Origin of the sequence: Nitrosomonas aestuarii, from assembly GCF_003046585.1 — a bacterium.
GTDB lineage: Bacteria > Pseudomonadota > Gammaproteobacteria > Burkholderiales > Nitrosomonadaceae > Nitrosomonas > Nitrosomonas aestuarii.
Map to the genome: position 1 here is coordinate 297,076 of NZ_QAAE01000001.1, position 18,605 is coordinate 315,680.

Sequence of the window (18,605 nt, forward strand, 5' to 3'; positions counted from 1 at the left end):
GATTTGGGGCGGACGAAAAATACCAGACTATTCATCAAATTCATCGTCCAGAAAAGTGTCATCTGTCAGGTCATCGTCAACTAATCGTGTTTCGGTAGTTGTAGTCTCGCTGTTATCATGATTAACTTGCCATGAGAAACTTAACCACATCAGGAATAACAAAATCAAAGAAAAAAGCAATAAGGATGTGTTCTTGTGCCATGAGATGCCTTCATGCGCTGCAATATTTTTTCCGGTATGGATGAAATTTTTCGATGATTCTAGTTTTTCCAAAGCAGCGCTACGTGCGGTTTGCAGTTTTGTTGCAGTGTTTTGGTTGATATTTTTCAAGTCTTGATTCAATAACCTGACTATTGTCTTACTTATCTGATCATCGTGATTCATAATGTGATTCCTTTTTCTTTCAGAAGTATAGCAAGTGTATTCGCTGCGCGTGAGCAGTGTGTTTTTACACTTCCTTCTGAACATCCCATGACTTTGGAGGTTTCGCTTACATCCATTCCTTCCCAATAACGTAATAAAAAGGCTTCCCGTTGACGTGCAGGTAAAGCTTCCAGCGCTTTCTCAATAATTTTAATTAATTGCGACTGCTCTAGTACTAAATTTGGATTTTTACCATAACTCTGATCGCTTGGAGAGGGTAATATTTCCGAAAATTCATAATCGTAAATTTCTTTCTCGTTTTGGATTCGTTGTGGTGCAAATGTGGAAAGCAGTGAACTAAATAAAGAACGCGTTTTTTGGCGCCGGTAGTGATCGTGAATGGTATTTTGTAATATTCGTTGGAATAGCGGAGGAAGCTCATCAGGAGGCTTGTCGGCATACTTGCTGGTTAACTTCATCATTGAATCCTGTACAATGTCCAATGCATCCTGTTCATCACGTACAGCAAATAAGGCCTGTTTGAAAGCGCGCAATTCAACTTTCTCTAGAAAATCAGAAAATTCAGATCTTGTAGCCAAGTAAATTAGCCTTTAAATTAAATAAACCGGCGACATAGTGGCAAATTTTATGATCCTGCAGATTCGTATTCAAAGAGTGCATCATTTGATTGTCTCGGGGCTTGAATCTGCAGGATTTTTGTGCACAAGAGATTAGTTTCATCTAGTCTGAAATGTTCGGAACAGCTTCATCTAAATATGAGAGCATTGAATGCTCGAATTATTGTCAGAAATTTTCTTCCCCGCTTTCGATTCTTCGTTTCCATTTAATTGTCAGGTATGTTCCCAGGTAGGCACCAATAAAGGCAGCAAATATATATATCTGATTTTCTACATAATTAGTCACAGTGAATGAAGTAACCAGAATTATCATCGCTGACCAAAGCGATGCAGGGTGTGCTTTTCTTCCTTCTACATCAATAAAATAAAGAGTCCAGAAAACATCTGCAAGTGCCATTGCCATCATGATTAGTAAAAACTTCGTAACTGAAAATTCCATGTCAAAATCCTGCATATGGTGATAACTCATTTTAAAGCTCGGAAGTGCATTTACATTGCTAGCCGTGTAAATGCTCAGTACGCTTTCTCTCAGTCAATTTTGCGATATAGTAATTTTCCGTGGCAACGTTAGTTCAGTTTAATGTGAGGCATACATTTTTTACATGCTTAACCATGCATAGTCTCGCGGCCAATGAAAGGTAGGTGATACAGATTTCGGGTGAAGTGTATTAACAAATCCGATAACCTTACCCTGATAGCGCGTCAGACCGCTGATTGATAAATGTCCGTCATTGTCTTTGATTTCAAGCCTACCTCCCAGTGAATGTGTGATGATCGGAAACGCTGTTCCGAAAACACGGGATGCAACAAAAGCACTTGCCGCACTGCCGGTTCCGCAGCTTTGGGTGATATTCTCAACACCTACTTCATAAGTACGTACAGAAATACTTTCTTCATCGCGCCAGATAAAATTCACGTTAACGCCTTCCGGATGACCGAGGAATTCACATAAGGATTTTTCTTCCCGTAAGGATCTGCCCACAGCTCTTGCGGTTTCTTCATCAAGGCTGGAACCGATAACAACGACATGGGGGACACCGGTAAAGACGAAGTGCAGATGTTGATCAATCTGTTGGTAACTGCGTGCCTCTCCCAGATTTACTTCAACAAGACCATCGTGCACAAACACATCCTTTTTGCCGTCACCGGTCAAGATTGAAAACCTGTCGGTGGGAATATAGGCATCACGGAAATAGCGCGTTGCACATCGTAATCCATTGCCGCACATGGTTTCTTCGGTGCCGTCACTATCAAAAATCCGCATTGTAGGAAAATCCTGCTGTCTATCTACATAGAGAATGCCATCGGTATCATGCTGCGTCGCTAATGCATTTGCAATCTGCGCTCGGTCAAATCCCGCAAGAGGTGTTCTCATTTCATCGACCACCAAGAAAGAATTACCGCATCCATCCATCTTCGTTGCTTTGATTCTCATTGTCTTATCGCCTCATGCGCTGGAATAAAAAATTGGCTACAAATTGACCGGGGTATAAATATTTCTAATTATGGGTAGTTCAAATTTAGGCGGGTTTTCCGAAGAAGATCCTGAAGTGATCATTATTTAAATATTCAGTAAGGTTTATAACCCATCCGTCTTGTCAGATGCGCCTGCGCCACGCCTGAAATAAATTCATCCTGAACAATACCTGTAAGTACAAATCCATTCTTGAGGTAGAAGCTCAAGCTCTCGTTTGCATCAGCATCTGTAGTTACATTCAGGATTCTTCCTCCTTGTTTCTCGAGTTCGACAAAGATGCCATCCAGCAGTAGTGAGCCATATCCTTGGCCGCGATGATTTTTGTCTACAGCGATGGTAAGTAAGTGGTAGGTATCAACCGTTTTTTTAACAATCACATAGCCAACAGGATGTTCGTTGTGCATCACACAGATACCAAAACACTTGCCGCGCTTGATATCCTCAAGTTCATCATTGATGTCAGATTGGTACATGGCACCAATGTCCTGTAGGGCGATCTTCACAAGGTCTGGGTAAACGTTTTCTGAGATAGGCACGATTACGGTTTTCATTGTTCTCCTGCCCGTTTGCCTAAAAGTGTATACGTCCGGTCCTGGTAGATGATCGTGCCAGCTTTCGCAACATTATTAATCACAGAATTTGCCAGATTCTCAAGTAATTCGGTCTTGTCAGCGAATCTTGTCGGATATGACTTGGTGAGTCGTTGTGCTGCTGCATTTACGATCAGTGCAACCATGTCATCATGTTTGATACCTGCATGGCGGCACATGTTGGTAAGATCAGCTTCTGTTGGATGGATGCCGGGAATGACATTGGCTTCAAGAAAATAGAGTTGGTTATCCCGTTCACGAAAATCCATGCGGTTATAATCACGTACTTCCAGCGCTTCATGTGCTGCAATTGCAAACTTAGCAAATTGTTTTGCTCTGTCAGTCCAGTCAAGATGCGAAATATAAGGGTTCTCAATATCTTTTACATGTGGATCACGTACTTGTGGTTGCCCTGGAATCTTGGCAAAGTCAATCTCTAAGATCGGTAGCATATGGTTCCCGATAAGACCTACCGTATATTCATTTCCAGGTAAAAATTCTTCGACCAGTGCAGGCTGATTGAACTGTGTGTAGATCGACTCAACGACTTCATTCAATTCCAGCGTGTCGTTTACTTTACTTTTCTGACTGATACCAATGCTTGTTCCTTCACTGCAGGGTTTTACCATCAGGGGAAAGGACAAATCCTTAAGCTTTTCTCCTGGTTTCATAAGTTGAAATCGCGCAGTCGGCACAGCATCATACGCGACGATTTTTTTTGCTGTTGCTTTGTCCATTTTGTTGATAAATGTCTTTGGACTACTGCCTGTATACGGAATATGCAGGTGTTCGCAAAAGAATGGAACTATGGCTTCACGTAATTCCTTTTCATCGAGACCTTCGGCATTATTAAACACAAGGTCAATGCGATGCCTGCGTTTTTCGAGTTGAAAATAAATGTCGGGACCTACATCAATCAGTTCAACATGTGCGCCGGTACGTTCCAGTGCGGCCGTCACGGCTTCAATGGTGGCAGGACTTTCAAATTCACCATATCGTTCATCTTCCATACCCGGTTTTCTAACGTTACAAGTATAAGCAATATTGAGTTTTTTCATGGTTGAGGCAAAGTTGATAAAATTAAACCTGTCTTTCAGGTGAACCGGGTCAAGTCAATAAATATTCAGAAAGAACCTCCATCGGCCGATTAACAAAACACATGATCATGCTCAACATTGATATTAATTTATAAAGTTAGACATAAGAAGGGGTTTCATAGGTTGGAATCATTTCTGTAAAATTTTTAGAGCACCACATATCTTCGAGGCAGAATGGTAACGCTACATTAACGTTGCGTTGTTCAATCGGTTTACATAAAAAAATAAAATTGTTAACGACAGTAGTGTGAACTTCTTTGATGGTGTAGTAATGCTGATTCAATGAAGAATTTTCGTTTAGAAACTACTGGCTAAGCAATTGTTCCTTATAACTATTGTCTATTTGTGGAAAATTTCTTAGTGTTTATGTGCAGCTTTAGGCTGATATTGATTGATTGGCTGGTAGTTCAGAATGATTCGTAGCCGGCGATCAGATGCCACACGGCGGGAGAGGTGGTTGTTAACAGGTGCAGTCAAATCTTTGGTGATATTGATATCCCTGCCATTTGTTTTGGTATAAATTGATTGTTAACGTAAAAAATCAGCTCTGGTGTCTGGTGTAAACAGAGTATTTTAATCTGGACAGTGTAGTGAATTGCAGGCCGGTATTAACTTTATGCCATATGGCTAGTTTCTGGGGACGCACTGCGACTGTTTTTTTCAGGCGCAGTGCCATTGATAATCAAAGTCTGGGAGCAATATGTCCGGTTACATCCAGCGCATCCTTGGCATCACTCCAGTTGACGGTATCTTCAACAAAATAGTCAAAAGTGCGCGGCATCGCACTTTTTGTTTTTTCGTTATAGTTGATAATGTCCAGAATAAATAAGCTGCGCAAAACACCGCGGCGGCGATAGCCGGTCTTTTTTCTGGAAACAATCTGATCCCGCCAGGTACCGAAATTGATATAGGTTACCGGGTACTCAGTGTTCAGATTAGGTTCTTCCTGCAACGGTTTGTGGGTATGCCCTTCACCGTGAATCTGGAAATTGTAGTGACGATATATGGGCAAAAAACTGGGGAATGTTTTCATCACCGACAGCTTGACACTGGGTTGTTGCATTCTGTCGAAAAATGCCAGAATACGCATCAGAGCAGCAATTGATTTAATTTCTAGTCCATGGCCAATTGATTTCATGATTTCCAAAATACGCTTGGCAAGCTTGAGCCCTTTTCTGCGCAGCGCCGGAGAAGACTGGTAAGTAAAGTCCCAGCTGAGCCATTCAAGAATGCATTCATATAGTGTGTCTTCAATGATGTCGATAATTTTTTGATCCTTGTTCTGCTCGCGCATTTTCGCTGCTTCTTCCAGTACCCTATTGACAGCGGCGTAAGTCGGACGGTAAAGATCCAGTTCATCGAGAATACTGTCTAGGCGCGGGTCATTGCAATTGGCGTCATCCAGTTTTTTCTTGGCTTTATATATAAAGGTTGACAATACCCCGGCGGCAACCGAGTCACCGAAACAAGGTTCGAAAAAAGGTGAAAATTTCAATTGCTGCCAGGTTTCAATTTGCCAGCCGTTGGCAACTTTCCAGCCGGGTCGGCCTTTTTCTGCTTTGATACGGCGACTGTTTGCTTCATCACGCCATTGTCCATGCGTGGTAAAAAACCGAAAACCGGTATCACCATAGTAAAAAGGTAGATACGGTGCTTGATCTGGATCTAGAAACATGATTTCGTCACCGTACATGCGACCCAGCATTCTGCGTTCTTCTTCTGGAATTTGACTGACATTGCGCCCCAGTCCTTGTTCGTAAAAATACTTTAATGCTTTTGGATCACAAAACAGCTCCTTGTCATGATTGCCGATCGTGATCACTATTCTGGCCGAGATATTGCTGAGTTGGTTTTCCTGTCTGAGTTTGCTTTCCAGTTCACGCAGCCATTGGAAAAAGTATGCATGCTGATTTTCTACGATATCTTGAATAATGGCATTGACGACAGCGGAAAATTCTTCTTTTCTATTCCGTTCCCATGGATAGATAGGCGGCTCATGCGCTGCCCATTTACTGCTGCGGATCATATCGACGACATCGCCGTCCAGCACAAAGACAAGCTCGTTAATGGCATATCGAATGCAGCGCTGCTTTATGGTGTCGTAAAAGGAATTCCAGATCGCATCATTTAAGTTCTGGAATCCAACCGTGCCATCTGTTAAATGAATATCGCTAACACTGACGCACAGGCGATTGCCTCTGTCCTCAGGCGGTTCATTGACTTCAAGTGTACGTCGTTCAACTTTGCCAAGACCTATGGTTTTACACATTTTATCTATGAGTCCGGTTTGTTGCTTTTGATCAGTCTGACTGGAATTCATCGTATATGCTCCTTTTATGCTTATGCCAAATACGTTTAAAATATCCGGAAAGTACGTGTATCATTTGAAAATGAATGCCTTTCTGAACAGCGTAACCTGGTGGTTTTTTCTTTTTCATGCAATCTTTTAGAATTTACCAGCTTTCGGGAAACAGGTGTTAAGTGTTTAATCCGATACCGATGCAGATAGTACGATCAATAATTTTTGATACTGTGATGTGATGCAGAAAAATTTTCAACAGCTTGTTCGTGCCAGTATTATTGACAATTAGCATGATTTCTATGACCGTTCGGATTCGACCTGTTGAACATTCTGATTACGACTGGCTGCTAGACCTTCATCATACCGTCTATCGTGAATTGATTATAAAAGAATTTGGATACTGGGATGATGATGAAGAACTTGGATTGTTTCTTGAAGCCTGGGAGACAAAGAAAATCGATATCATTATGAAGCAAGGCAATTCTGTGGGTATGTTTATTATCGATAGTAAAAATGATTATTTGTGGCTGGATGAAATTCAAATACATCCGCAATATCAAAACCAGGGTATCGGCACAGAAGTTATTGTGCAGCTCATCCTGCGCGCACGAAAACTGAGTTTGCCGTTGCGTCTGCGCGTATTACACGCCAACCAGGGCGCGTATCGGTTGTATCAAAAACTGGGGTTCCGACAAATCAGCAGTGCAGCGCATCACAACGTGATGGAATTGAGTTAGCCCTGCATCGGCTGGCATTAACAGTTTGTTGAAAAAATTTTAAGGAGTCAGCTTCAGCTCCAATTTTTCCAAGAATATTACTTCATCGTTTCATCAGTTATTTTCAGGGAGAGCGCATATGGATCAAAGCAACAGGAAAATTACTGTTTATTATGATGGCGCCTGTCCCAGTTGTGTAAAGGACCGGGACAGTTATGAAAAAATGGCCGGTAAAGCAGGGGAGGATGTATGCTGGTTTGATATTACCGGACAAGATACGCAATTGCGTGGAATCGGAATTGATCCCCATAAAGCGATGACCGAATTGCATGTGCGTGATGAGCATCAGCGGGTCGTGTCAGAACTGGATGCCTATATACTGTTGATGCAACGGGTACCGCGACTCAAACCGCTGGCCTGGTTGATCAGTTTGCCGCTGATACGGCCAATGTTGTCGACTCTTTACCGACGGATGGTCAGAAAACGCCTGAAAAGAACTGGACGTATGTAAACTTATTTTGTGGTGATAATCCGGTTGCGTCCAGATTCCTTTGCTTCATAAAGATGTTTATCTGCAGCAGACATATAGCTGTCTATGGTATCGATTTCATCAGGTATCCTGGTGACTGTACCAACGGTGACCGTCAAATATGGTGAGACACTGCTGTATTTATTCGGAATATGCAGGCCCTCAATTTCTTTTCTGATAATTTCAGCAAATTCTGCAGTGCCGTGTATGTCCAGGTTGGACGAAATAATACCAAATTCTTCACCGCCAAGCCGAAAGGCATAATCACCGGGGCGCTGACAAATTATTTTTAATTGCTGGCTTATCCTGATCAATATGTGGTCGCCTTCGCTATGTCCGTAATTATCATTGATTTGTTTAAAAAAATCGATGTCGATGAAGATAAGTGCTAAAGGTAATTTTTCCCGTCTTGCCCGCTTGAGTTCGCGCATAAATATACTGTTAAAATGTCGGCGATTATACAGATCCGTCAACTGATCGGTAATGGAGAGCGACTCCAATCGTAAATTAGCTTTTCGCAATTGCTTATTGGTTTTGTGCAGCTTCTTTTCAATTTTCTGCCGCGCGTGACTTTCACGGATGAGCGCCAGTGTCCGGGTGGATAAACTGTCATACATCTCCATTACGGTTTCGATCAGAATTCTGATTGAGCCGTTCATTTTTTTGTCGGCGGCAATCTTGGCTTCTTCAAGCGGCATCCCTTTGTGAATATTTTCAATGCACAGTGCCATGCGTTTATCATTATCCATAATATGGAATGCCAGCCAACGAATGAGGAACAATATGATGCATTCAATGATTTCTGTCTGTGATTTATTGGTTTCCTGCTCTTTGATTTCGATCACTTTGGGTAAAAAAAATGAGTGACTGAGCTGGTGGGACGACAGCCACGAATCATCCCCAAAGTAGTCTACCCAGATCGCCTCTTCCATTTGAAAATGATATTCAGCATATTTTGCCAATTCACTAAAAACATGATTAATTTCAATCGGGTTGTCTCGCGTAATTGTCGAGGCCAGTTCATTTAACAATGAAATGAGCATTTTGTGTTGTTCATCGATTACTTCAATGCCTATTTCAAAATTTTTATTCCATGGAAATACTTCGAATTTATTCTGAGGCATATTATTATTATTAAATAGACACTTGAAGTGATCGGAAACAACAGATTTTTACCATACAGAAAAGCTGTGTTTAATGAAAGGGCATATCTTATCATTCTTATTTATGCGTGTCCTGATAATATACCTACATATATTGTGGGTATATGTGAAAATAAAACAGCGTCCATTCATGCGCATGTTTTGAAATAGCAACGCACTTGCAGAGAAATTAATATCTATCGACTTTAATTTGAACGAGGGAATTACGGCCTACAGATTTACTGCAGGTGTAGAGGGAGATTTGGCCGCCGGGAGTTTTGCAAGTTGATTCTTGTGAAATTCTGCTGGTATAGATATTTTTGTGATTATGTAAGATGCTATACGCTTTCACTTGCTGATACCCGACTGCCATCAGGCTTGAAGAACTACAGCCATTTTTTCTTCCTAAAATAAATCAATAAGCCAATGCCGATAGCAATAAAAATGATCCATAAAGCAGGATAGGCCCAGCGCCATTTCAATTCCGGCATATGCTCAAAATTCATCCCGTATATACCGGCGATGAATGTGAGCGGTATGAAAATGGACGCAAAAATAGTCAGAATCTTCATGGTTTCATTCAATTTATTGCTGATACTGGAGAGGTAAATATCCTGGATGGAGGCAATTCTTTCCCGGTAGGAATCAAGTGAATCGGTTACACGCAGCACATGATCATGCACATCGCCGTAATAACGTAGTGTTTTTTCATGCAGCAGGGCAGTATTGGCATGTTGTATTGTCGTCAGCAGTTCGCGTAGCGGAGAAATGCTGCGCTTCATGGCAATCAGATTGCGACGAAGCAGTTGTATGGTATGCAGCATTTCTTTGGTTGGATTGGATAGTAAACTGTCTTCCAGTGGATCGATAATGTCATCCAAGCAATCTTCAACCACAAAATATTCATCCACAATGGTATCGAGCAATACATACGCTAAGTAATCACTGCCACTTTGCCGCAGACGATCCTTACGATTCTGCATGCGGTAGTAAACAGGTTTGAAAATCTCATCGGCTTTTTCCTTGAAAGTAATGACATAATTTGCGAGTAATAAAATACTGATCTGTTCATATCGTAAATCAAGATTGCCGTTGTATTGTGCGCTGATGCTTTTGATAACCAGATAAATATAATCTTCATATTCTTCCAGTTTGGGCCGCTGATGTGTGCTTAAAATATCTTCCAGTACCAGGGGATGAATATTGAGTTCAGCACCAATGTGTTCAACGATGCTGGTGTCACTTAATCCGTCAATATTAACCCAGATAATCGACTTATTATCTTGCAATTGCTGTAATTCCGATATCGATTTGATTTCACACTGCTTCAACGTATCCTCGTTGTATTGCGTGATCGATATGCGGCATGCAGTCTCGTGTTTTTTGCCGATATGCACCAGTGAGCCTGCCGGTAATCCGGATTTATCCGCAGCGCTGCGCAAAACTGTTTTGTTTGTCTGCTTGTGCAGGCGGTGCCATACCGGATACTTGAAATTCATGATAATTGCCCTATGAGCGTTTCAGTGATTTGATCAATCTATATAACTACATGAATGGCGAAATTCACTCCAGCTCAATCTGACCGTGCGATACAGATCGGTACGGAAAGCGGAAGATGCCATGCACTTTCGCTTGTTCATACTGACACTGGTCATTCTGCTGAATGAAGTAACAAGAATCATAGGATGAAGGATATAAGGAACAGTCCAAATCACATCGTGCATGATGAATGTTTCTCGCAACGACGATACAATTTGTCATGTTCCGTATGGCATATATAAAATAACCTGCTCAGTGCAGAGGTGTGACACGTATTACGCGCTGATCGTCGGCAAACTCCAGCAGCAGCCGGCGTACACGTTCCTGCCAGGCATCGGCGAAGGCAGTCTGTTGTGAGGCATCGGCACAATTTTGCAGGATCGCCATCAAACGTTCCCCCTGAGCCGGATCGACCGGTATCAGGGAAACATCGAGCGTCACTGAGACAGTGGCACCGGTATCAAGTCGTTTGAAGACAATGGCTTCGCCCTGACGATCATTCGCAAAACTAAGCAGTCCCTTGCGTTTAAAGCGGCCGCGGATACCCTGAAATCCATTACTTGCGGCTGCACCGGTCAGCAGCGTCAATACCTGAGCCATGACGCCGGTCGTGCCCTCATCTTCTGGTGCAGGCATATGCACGGAAATATTGCCGCGTTCGGCCGGTTCGTCAGGATAAAGTGCCGCCAGCGCCGCGCGGCCGATCAGAAATGCACCGGCAACGGTAGGACAAGAATGTCCGGCCAATCGTACGGCATCCTCATAATGGTAATCAAGCAGACCGTCACGGGCGGCGCCCAGCGTGGCGGCAAAGGAATCATAAGTGCGCACAACCGGCGCTTTTGCATAAAAATCAGGAAAACTCACAATAATCACCTCTCTGAATATTATTGAATAGGGTTATGCGTCAAATGTAATGCAGGCATACGGCCGAAATGGAAGTGATTGAGGTACGCAATAATAAGAGTGGTCGTTACAATCTCTGTATACCAGTATTTTCGGCTTTCTTCTGTGTGCATGAAATCGACGAGTGGACAGTAAATGGGCAACATTACTATAGAACCATGACTGATTGCAAAAATCTATTTATAACTTATTGTTAACAAAAAGTTTAGTCTAATAACAGATAATGGGCTGTCATCAGTTTCCGTTTGTGTTGCGTCATATGTTGTCATGCCGCTTTCGTCATCTTTGTCAGCATGGCTGTATTCGGTTGAATGTGTCTCTGAACCAATAAAAAATAATATATCCAGGTTAGATTTTTTTTAGCTTCACGTTTCGTTCCTATGTAACTTTTTTTCTGCTGGCATTTCTGACTATGCGCTGGCTTGAGCAAAAAAGACTGCGAATCGGTGCCTGGTGTCAGCATCACTTCTCATTGATATTCATTTTCCATTCCAAAATGACATAACCGTTTCGTGCAAAAAGTACTGCTGACCGGAACAACTATTGATGTTCAAGCAATAGAAGCGAGAAAATTTACTGCTTAACGGTACAGTTCAAGGGCAGTTCATTATTTCTTTTCTTTATGTGCAAACGTCGGCATATTTGACACCCTGCGTTTAAAGTCAATTGATGCTCAGCTTATCTATTTGATTGTTTGGTAAAAATAATTATGGCATGGTTTTTGCTTATGTCCTGAATATACTTTGTAATAATGAAGTATGGATTTTTAAAACTAAAAAAAGAGGATACATATTATGAAAATAACAACGAAAAGTGCCCTGGCAGCAATTCCATTACTGATGAGTTCGACATTTGCTTCAGCCGTACTTGTTGATTCGGAATTGTCGTTGGTAATTGATGTTTCAGGTAGTGTAAGTAGCAGTGAATACAACCTGATGATGGATGGTTATGCAAATGCATTTCGTGATTCGACTGTTCAAAATAACATTCTGAATGGCGGCACGAATGGTGCAATTGCTGTCAATGCAATATTTTTTGATTCTAGTGCTTACACGACCAGTCTTGATTCTTATACATTGTTGAACTCTGCTGCTAGCATCAATGCATTTGCCGACATCCTTGACAATTTTACTCGGCCAGGCAGTGGTGGAACAGTCATTTCATCTGGTATGAATAAGTCGTTAGCCACTTTGCTTGCAGACAACGGCTTTGAAAGTACTAATCTGATTATGGATGTCTCGGGAGATGGTACCTCAAGCACATCTCCTACTCAGGCCGCACGCGATGCAGCTCAAGCGGCTGGTGTGACTGTTAACGGTATTACAATTGGATCAAGTTCCATTAATACTTTTTATAATAACAATGTAATAACCAGTAATGGTTTTTCTATACATGCCACCGATTTTGCTGATTTCGAGAATGGTGTTAAGCAAAAATTGCGTATAGAAACACAAAATCCAAATCAAGTACCTGAACCCGCTTCTCTGGCGCTTGTAGTGATGGGTTTGGTTACAATAGCAGGTTTACGCCGTCGTGGTGGAGCACACTAACCTATTATTAGCTTGACAGTATGTGTGCAGGGATAGACATATGAATCCCGGCACATCACACGTTGTAGTTTTGTAACGTTGGGGCAGCATAATGATTAGTAGATAATTATGCCGCCCCAAAATTTTATAAGCAATTATCTTTTTCACGGTATTTGTTTTTTGCCTTATTTTCCGGGCAGGCGCAGCTATAACCGCAAATGAGCCTTTTCTGATTTCGGTGGTGTTGACAGGCTGTTGTTGTCTTACGGTAAACGCAGGCTGGAGGTTCTGGCAAGTTTGGTTTCGATAGTATATAGGTTTTCCGGTTAAGAAAATTTGTGGTTCGTTTGTTCGATCAGGGTCACGTGCATATCGTCAGGAATCAAAAAGGGAATCAGAAATTGTCTCGCTCTGCTGTTCCATTAGGATAAACTGCTGCCAGTGCCACTCGGCAAAAGAATCATTAGTGTGCACAACTGGCGCTTTCGCATAAAAATCAGGAAAATTCTCAATAATCAGCTCTCTGAGCGAAACGGAACTGGGTTGCGCGACAGATGCAAGGCAGGCATGCGGCCGAAGTGGTTGAAGCACGCATGGCAAGAGTGGTTGTGTATGTCAGTATTTTTTGCATTCTTCTGTTAGACTTTCTTCTGTGCACATGAATATCAACACGTGCATAGTAGAAGCGCAACATGACTAGAAAATGACGTTCAATTGCAGAAGCCTGTTTTTAACCCGACGTTAATGCGCAGTTTAGTCTAATCACAGGTAATATCCTGCCATCAATTTCCGGTTTATCTTGCGTCATATATTGTCACGCCGATGTCGGCGCCTTTATCAATGCCGTTGCATTCGGTTGAATGCGTCTATGAACTAATAATAAATAATATATCCATGTTCGAGCTTTTTTACAGCTTCACGTTTCGCCCCTATGTAACCCTTTTTCTGTTGGCATTTCTGACTATGAGCTGGCTTGAGCAGGGCGGACTGCGAACCGGCATCTGGTTGTTGACAGGCTGTCTGGTTGCGCTAGCTGCCGAGTGGGGAAGTATCAATCATGGTATTCCGTTTGGTTACTACGCATACCATTACGAAGTGCTGGCGCGTGATCTGGTTGTTTTCGGCGTTCCTTTTTTCGATTCGCTTTCATTTGTTTTCTTGAGTTACGTGAGCTTCACGTTTGCCCAGTTTTTCCTGTCTGCGCATTGGCGTTGCGGCTGGAACGTGCAGCGCGTGACGACTCGTAATCTTCGTAACAGCACCTCTGTACTGTTCGTTGGCGCTTTTTTCATGATGGTACTGGATCTAATCATTGACCCTGTCGCGCATCTCGGCAAACACTGGTTTCTGGGGGACATCTATCATTATCCCGCGCCTGGCTGGCATTTTGATATTACGCTGGCCAACTATGCCGGCTGGTTCATCGTCGGATGGACGATCATTTTCATCAACCAACGGGTGGATGCAGCGCTGAACAGATGTGAATTGTCTGGAAACAGGCCACTGCAATTGCGGTATATACCCGGTAAGGGGTTATTTGCGCCGCTGTTCTGGTTCGGTATTGCTGTCTTCGCGTTGGGAGTCACAGCATGGCTGGGCTGGGGATACGACCTTGAACATGTAACCGCCGCCGAGCGTGAGAGCTTTGTTGCGGAGACACGGAAACTGTTTCTGGCAGGCACTTTTATTATTGCACCGATTGCCGTACTTGCCTGGACGCACTTGGTGCGACGCGATAGCCAACCCCCGCACGAACAACTGGCAGCGTGGTTGAAAGAATATCCCAGTATCGAATTGAAGTCGCGTTGGCGTGTCTAGAATCCTGTAGTGAATCCGTCAGTTGAGGTTGATGAATAGCATTCGCCGGATTACGCTGTGTGAATTGGACCTGCACATGTTGATGTCCATTGCGTGTAAGCTTTGTTTAAGATAATTGTCAGGTGTCAGTCTTTAAATTCTTCAATATTTTGATATATTTATTTGCCAATTCCGGCTTCCAGTCAGAAAATGACTCTAAAGCTTGAATGGTTGAAGGAACCAGAACTTTGTGTCTTTGGGCCAAGGTTGTGATAGAGGCAAAAGCCGCATCAGAAGACGAATTACCGACCCATGACTGGAGCAGTGCCGCTTTTGCGATTTTTTCCCGCAGCGCGCGATAATCGAAATTTTCATCGTCAGGTTCAATGCGCAATGTTTTTAAAACCTTTTCTGCTACTTCCTTGGAATATACCGGATCTCTTCTTCTTCCAGTGGCGACCTCAAGAATATCTGTAAAATGAGTAAATAGACGGATATCGGTTTCTGCCCGGGCACTCTCCGCCAGACGCTGCTCTGCCTTCAGTTTTAGTCTGTATTCCTTAAGTGCAAGCCATACACCTGCTGAAGTCGAAATAATGCCAACAAATGATGCGATGGGAATCAACCAGTCTTTGATTTCGTTTGGATCCATGATTTCCTTTTCCTTTCTTCAGTCTGGTGAGAAATGCGGTATTCCGGTAAAAGGTCATGATTTAAGGCTGTTCAACGCGCGCTGCATTAAACGGCGTAAGATCATGATCTCGTAAATTGGATTAACAGATTTTAATTAATACAGGCAACCGGATGCAATTTATTACCAAAGTGATTCCGGCAATACAAGGCCTGTTTCCTTTGATATCCTTGAGAGAAAACCGCCTTTACGTTCCTTAACTGCCGCGGTGGCAACGCCTGGTTGATGGGTACAGCTACAACCGCGCATGATTTCAGCCAGATTCCAGCACTGACGGATTGTTTGTGTGTTCCGAAGTGCGCACACCGATCAAGCAGAAGGTGCAGAGCGATCTATCCTCAAAAAAACATGAAACATGAAACATGAAACATGAAACATGAAACATGAAACATGATGCCGGTATGGTTTTTTATGCTTCAGCGATGCGCCCGTTTGCAATCAGGAAAAAGTTTTCAGAGCGTAATTGAAACAGAGCAAGACTGCTTGGACCATTTGATGGTTAAAAAACTGATTTCAACGTTCAGAAACTGGAACCAGGCTGCGCCAGAAAGACATTCTCTTCAGCTGTTGATACGCGACCAAGAATTTTATTTCTATGTGGATACCGTCCAAAACGATCAATGATCGCCTTGTGGCGAAGTTCGAATGTATAACCTTTTTGTGGCGCAAAAGTGCGATAGAGCGCCTCCGCCTGAATGTGAATCTGTCTGGATTCGCTGTGCATGTAAGGCATCAACAGGAAGCTGCATTCGATGGGTGATAGTGAATAATGCACACTGGCCGCCACTGCTTCTTGTGCAAGGACAAGCGACATCGGGTCTTGCGCGAATGCGCAAGGCGTATTTCGATAAATATTGCGGGAAAATTGATCGAGAACAATGATCTCGGCAAGCCGGCCTTTTGATTTGTTTCTCCAGGTATATAGCTCTCCCTGCGAAGCGCGTTGATGCAACTCCAGGAATCGTTTGTTGATCAATTCATCAACCCCTTGCTGCGCCGACCACCACTTGGCAGGAGCAATTTCTTCAAACCAGAATTTTAATACTTCATCGCACATTATTGATTTTCATGGACTGAATATTGAGAATCGGTATCGATTCCGATACCTGAGAATCTGGTCTTACATTTTATTTAATGACTACAAGTTTTGGGTATATTCACAACTTACAGCAATGTGGTTTTCGATGCAAAATTATGCTAACCACCATTACCCGGCCAGTAATATGAACAAGTTGCTTGAATCGGTTATTACAAAGTTAATGGGATGCTAATCTGTAAACAATGAACGTGAATTTTTCGAAAGGTTCGTTTGAATACGACCAGATTATCTGTTAGGGTGACCACGGAGCAAGCCCTCGGGCTGGCAAATCTGCCCGTTGGCAGGCTCGTTAATTTTCAATAAATCAAAGGAGTTATGCATGCATAACAAGTGGACTATCAGTATAGTTGTGGCTTTTATATTAGGTATTTTTTGTCTGACGCCGGTTTTTGCCAAGGATCAGATGAAGACCGAAGGTGCTGAGGTTACATACAGTAATGAAGAACTCAAGTCTTTTATTATTGCAAACGCCGGGCTTTATCAACTGCAACAACAGGCTGTCGCTCAGATACAATCTATGGAGTCTGATCAGCAGAAGCGGGAAGTTATGGAAACGACCAATCAGCAGATGCTGCTGGTACTTGAGCAGACCGGATTGACGGCGGATAAGTACAATGCAATGGGACAGACTATCCAATCTGATACTCAATTACAGGAGAAAGTCCAAACAATCGCATCAGACCTGTTCCAGCAGGAAGCGCAGCAATAAAACTGAAATAGTTACAATTTAACCTGATACAGTTATAAATTATCGAACAGTTTCATTTTTTTAAAGTGGTTACACTGTTCGATAACTGAGTCACATCAGCATGGGATTGTCCGGGCTGACTGGAGAGCGATGCTAGGAAACGGATTGCGTCCTGTTCATCGTCTGGTTTGTTTGGGTCTGCTGAACCGAGGGTGTTTTGTGGTTTCCGTGGGCGTGGCGTGATTTGATATCGTAAATATAGGGACTCTAATTCTTTGAATGCATGTGATTATCAGTGGATTTATCATGTTCCAAATGCGCTAGGTATTTTTCAATTAGATGAGTCACAGATTTGCGTGCTTTATCCAGCTCCGTTTGTTCAGCGTTTCTGAGCGCACCTAATGCTTTGCCTCTGTGTCGGCCTTGTTTGAGCGGAAGAGAATTAGCCAGTTTTCCAATTTCATCCCACACAGTACTTGTGATACCTAATTTCTGTATTGCGCTTTTCTTTGATCCAAACCTCTCGGAGAGAGAATCTCTAATTTCGTATAAATGTACTAGCTCATTATCAGCGTCTTTGACTGATTTTTGATAACTCTTTAGCATTTGGTCAAGTGTGGCATCGGAATTTCTATGCTTGTCTACAAGAGATGCAAAATGCTTTTGTTTTTCTAAGCGCTTTTTTTTGTGTCTGAAACTACATCTCCATCTTTATCTTTTACTATCAGGTCAATTGTTCCAAGGCTCACGGCATGTATACAAGATTCAACTTCTAGAAAGTGATTCTTTTTTCCATCTTCTCGAATATCTGTTCGGGACGGACCGCTCAATTCGAAGTCTCTATGCGTCATGACTTGAACAGCATGCAATCTACTTTCGATTTTTCGGGTCAAAACTTCCTGTATTGAGCTATCCGCATGATATAGATCGGGATCTATATTTGCGATTGCAACTCCATTCTTAATATCAAGATCACCAGTCTCAAAAGAAAATGAAATCGGTTCCTCCAGATAATTTACGGGAGGATATTTCCATTCCAGTTGAATAGTTAAAATTCTGTTCATGGCCTTTCATTAACCAGAACTGGACGGATCGTAAAGAATCACGACTATCTACATAAAACTTTCAATAAAATTACTCATTCACCACTTTTTTACTCATCCCCGCGTAACAAATAGAAACAATCCCTTTCAACCAATCCGAAATTGTCGGCGAATAAGGTAATATTTCCAGTTCCGCTTCAGCTGCTCCCGGTGCCTGCGGTTTTTGCTGTTGCTTCCAGTCATGCCAGACTTTTTTTGCTTCATCGGCGTTCTGGCAGGTGCACAGTACTACGCCGTCGGCGGTCATGAGTGTCGCCATTTTGTTGGGCCATTCCTTGATGTAACAAAACATGTAGTTCTCCTTATATGTAATTTTGTTTACAGCGCAAGTTTAAGTGTCGATTGTTAAAGTTTTATTACCAGTGAAGTTTCGTGCAACAAATCAAATTGTTAATCTTG

Annotated in this window: 20 protein-coding genes; 5 read left to right on the forward strand and 15 right to left on the reverse strand. The window is 42.5% G+C overall.

The features are described 5' to 3' along the window. Nucleotides 1–27 precede the first annotated feature (27 nt). The 7 genes from C8R11_RS01420 to C8R11_RS01450 all read right to left on the reverse strand — a co-directional run bounded on the left by C8R11_RS01420 (nucleotide 28) and on the right by C8R11_RS01450 (nucleotide 6,485). Nucleotides 28–384, reverse strand: a complete 357-nt coding sequence (locus tag C8R11_RS01420) for a DUF3619 family protein (protein WP_181258122.1) — start codon at nucleotides 382–384, stop codon at nucleotides 28–30. Further along, nucleotides 381–962 (reverse strand): RNA polymerase sigma factor, encoded by a 582-nt coding sequence (locus C8R11_RS01425; protein ID WP_107794133.1) that lies wholly within the window; start codon nucleotides 960–962, stop codon nucleotides 381–383. Before C8R11_RS01425 ends, C8R11_RS01420 begins: the two co-directional genes overlap by 4 nt. Nucleotides 963–1,167: 205 nt before the next feature. Next, nucleotides 1,168–1,440 (reverse strand): hypothetical protein, encoded by a 273-nt coding sequence (locus C8R11_RS01430; protein WP_090698593.1) that lies wholly within the window; start codon nucleotides 1,438–1,440, stop codon nucleotides 1,168–1,170. A 159-nt stretch (nucleotides 1,441–1,599) separates the two neighbouring features. Continuing rightward, entirely contained in the window at nucleotides 1,600–2,436 is an 837-nt protein-coding gene (dapF, locus tag C8R11_RS01435) for a diaminopimelate epimerase (protein WP_107794134.1), read from the reverse strand. Nucleotides 2,437–2,570: 134 nt separating this feature from the next. After that, on the reverse strand, nucleotides 2,571–3,029 hold the full coding sequence (locus C8R11_RS01440) for a GNAT family N-acetyltransferase (RefSeq protein WP_107794135.1): 459 nt from the start codon (nucleotides 3,027–3,029) through the stop codon (nucleotides 2,571–2,573). Continuing rightward, on the reverse strand, nucleotides 3,026–4,126 hold the full coding sequence (locus tag C8R11_RS01445; protein ID WP_107794136.1) for a D-alanine--D-alanine ligase family protein: 1,101 nt from the start codon (nucleotides 4,124–4,126) through the stop codon (nucleotides 3,026–3,028). Before C8R11_RS01445 ends, C8R11_RS01440 begins: the two co-directional genes overlap by 4 nt. A gap of 721 nt (nucleotides 4,127–4,847) precedes the next feature. Next, on the reverse strand, nucleotides 4,848–6,485 hold the full coding sequence (locus C8R11_RS01450) for a metallophosphoesterase family protein (protein ID WP_107794137.1): 1,638 nt from the start codon (nucleotides 6,483–6,485) through the stop codon (nucleotides 4,848–4,850). Between the two features lie 272 nt (nucleotides 6,486–6,757). On the opposite strand from C8R11_RS01450, the gene C8R11_RS01455 reads away from it, so the two are divergent. Next, nucleotides 6,758–7,204 carry a GNAT family N-acetyltransferase gene (locus C8R11_RS01455; protein ID WP_244907508.1) on the forward strand — a complete coding sequence of 149 codons (447 nt, stop codon included), beginning with the start codon at nucleotides 6,758–6,760 and terminating at the stop codon, nucleotides 7,202–7,204. Nucleotides 7,205–7,322: 118 nt separating this feature from the next. Next, entirely contained in the window at nucleotides 7,323–7,694 is a 372-nt protein-coding gene (locus C8R11_RS01460) for a thiol-disulfide oxidoreductase DCC family protein (protein ID WP_090698578.1), read from the forward strand. A gap of 2 nt (nucleotides 7,695–7,696) precedes the next feature. Here the strand turns inward: C8R11_RS01460 and C8R11_RS01465 are convergent, their stop codons facing one another. From C8R11_RS01465 to C8R11_RS01475, 3 genes are all read right to left on the reverse strand, one after another. Beyond that, nucleotides 7,697–8,836, reverse strand: a complete 1,140-nt coding sequence (locus tag C8R11_RS01465) for a GGDEF domain-containing protein (protein WP_107794139.1) — start codon at nucleotides 8,834–8,836, stop codon at nucleotides 7,697–7,699. A 404-nt stretch (nucleotides 8,837–9,240) separates the two neighbouring features. Continuing rightward, entirely contained in the window at nucleotides 9,241–10,353 is a 1,113-nt protein-coding gene (gene corA, locus C8R11_RS01470; protein WP_107794140.1) for a magnesium/cobalt transporter CorA, read from the reverse strand. A 292-nt stretch (nucleotides 10,354–10,645) separates the two neighbouring features. Continuing rightward, the gene (locus C8R11_RS01475; protein ID WP_107794188.1) at nucleotides 10,646–11,260 is read right to left on the reverse strand and encodes a hypothetical protein; all 615 of its coding nucleotides are present in this window, start codon (nucleotides 11,258–11,260) and stop codon (nucleotides 10,646–10,648) included. A gap of 833 nt (nucleotides 11,261–12,093) precedes the next feature. Here C8R11_RS01475 and C8R11_RS01485 point away from each other — a divergent pair. Both C8R11_RS01485 and C8R11_RS01495 read left to right on the forward strand, forming a co-directional pair. After that, the gene (locus C8R11_RS01485) at nucleotides 12,094–12,849 is read left to right on the forward strand and encodes a DUF1194 domain-containing protein (RefSeq protein ID WP_107794142.1); all 756 of its coding nucleotides are present in this window, start codon (nucleotides 12,094–12,096) and stop codon (nucleotides 12,847–12,849) included. A gap of 873 nt (nucleotides 12,850–13,722) precedes the next feature. Further along, nucleotides 13,723–14,646, forward strand: a complete 924-nt coding sequence (locus C8R11_RS01495) for a carotenoid biosynthesis protein (RefSeq protein WP_181258123.1) — start codon at nucleotides 13,723–13,725, stop codon at nucleotides 14,644–14,646. Between the two features lie 118 nt (nucleotides 14,647–14,764). Here the strand turns inward: C8R11_RS01495 and C8R11_RS01500 are convergent, their stop codons facing one another. Beyond that, nucleotides 14,765–15,277 carry a hypothetical protein gene (locus C8R11_RS01500; protein ID WP_107794145.1) on the reverse strand — a complete coding sequence of 171 codons (513 nt, stop codon included), beginning with the start codon at nucleotides 15,275–15,277 and terminating at the stop codon, nucleotides 14,765–14,767. Between the two features lie 559 nt (nucleotides 15,278–15,836). Beyond that, nucleotides 15,837–16,373, reverse strand: a complete 537-nt coding sequence (locus C8R11_RS01505; protein ID WP_107794146.1) for a DUF924 family protein — start codon at nucleotides 16,371–16,373, stop codon at nucleotides 15,837–15,839. A gap of 361 nt (nucleotides 16,374–16,734) precedes the next feature. Here C8R11_RS01505 and C8R11_RS01510 point away from each other — a divergent pair, with 361 nt between their 5' ends. Continuing rightward, on the forward strand, nucleotides 16,735–17,124 hold the full coding sequence (locus C8R11_RS01510) for a DUF4168 domain-containing protein (protein WP_107794147.1): 390 nt from the start codon (nucleotides 16,735–16,737) through the stop codon (nucleotides 17,122–17,124). Nucleotides 17,125–17,370: 246 nt separating this feature from the next. On the opposite strand, the gene C8R11_RS01515 is transcribed toward C8R11_RS01510, so the two are convergent. From C8R11_RS01515 to C8R11_RS01525, 3 genes are all read right to left on the reverse strand, one after another. Then, nucleotides 17,371–17,709 carry a hypothetical protein gene (locus C8R11_RS01515; protein ID WP_107794148.1) on the reverse strand — a complete coding sequence of 113 codons (339 nt, stop codon included), beginning with the start codon at nucleotides 17,707–17,709 and terminating at the stop codon, nucleotides 17,371–17,373. A gap of 65 nt (nucleotides 17,710–17,774) precedes the next feature. Further along, on the reverse strand, nucleotides 17,775–18,167 hold the full coding sequence (locus C8R11_RS01520) for a hypothetical protein (RefSeq protein WP_107794149.1): 393 nt from the start codon (nucleotides 18,165–18,167) through the stop codon (nucleotides 17,775–17,777). A 70-nt stretch (nucleotides 18,168–18,237) separates the two neighbouring features. Continuing rightward, complete coding sequence (locus C8R11_RS01525; RefSeq protein WP_107794150.1) at nucleotides 18,238–18,498, reverse strand: hypothetical protein; 261 nt, start codon at nucleotides 18,496–18,498, stop codon at nucleotides 18,238–18,240. Between the last annotated feature and the right edge of the window lie 107 nt (nucleotides 18,499–18,605).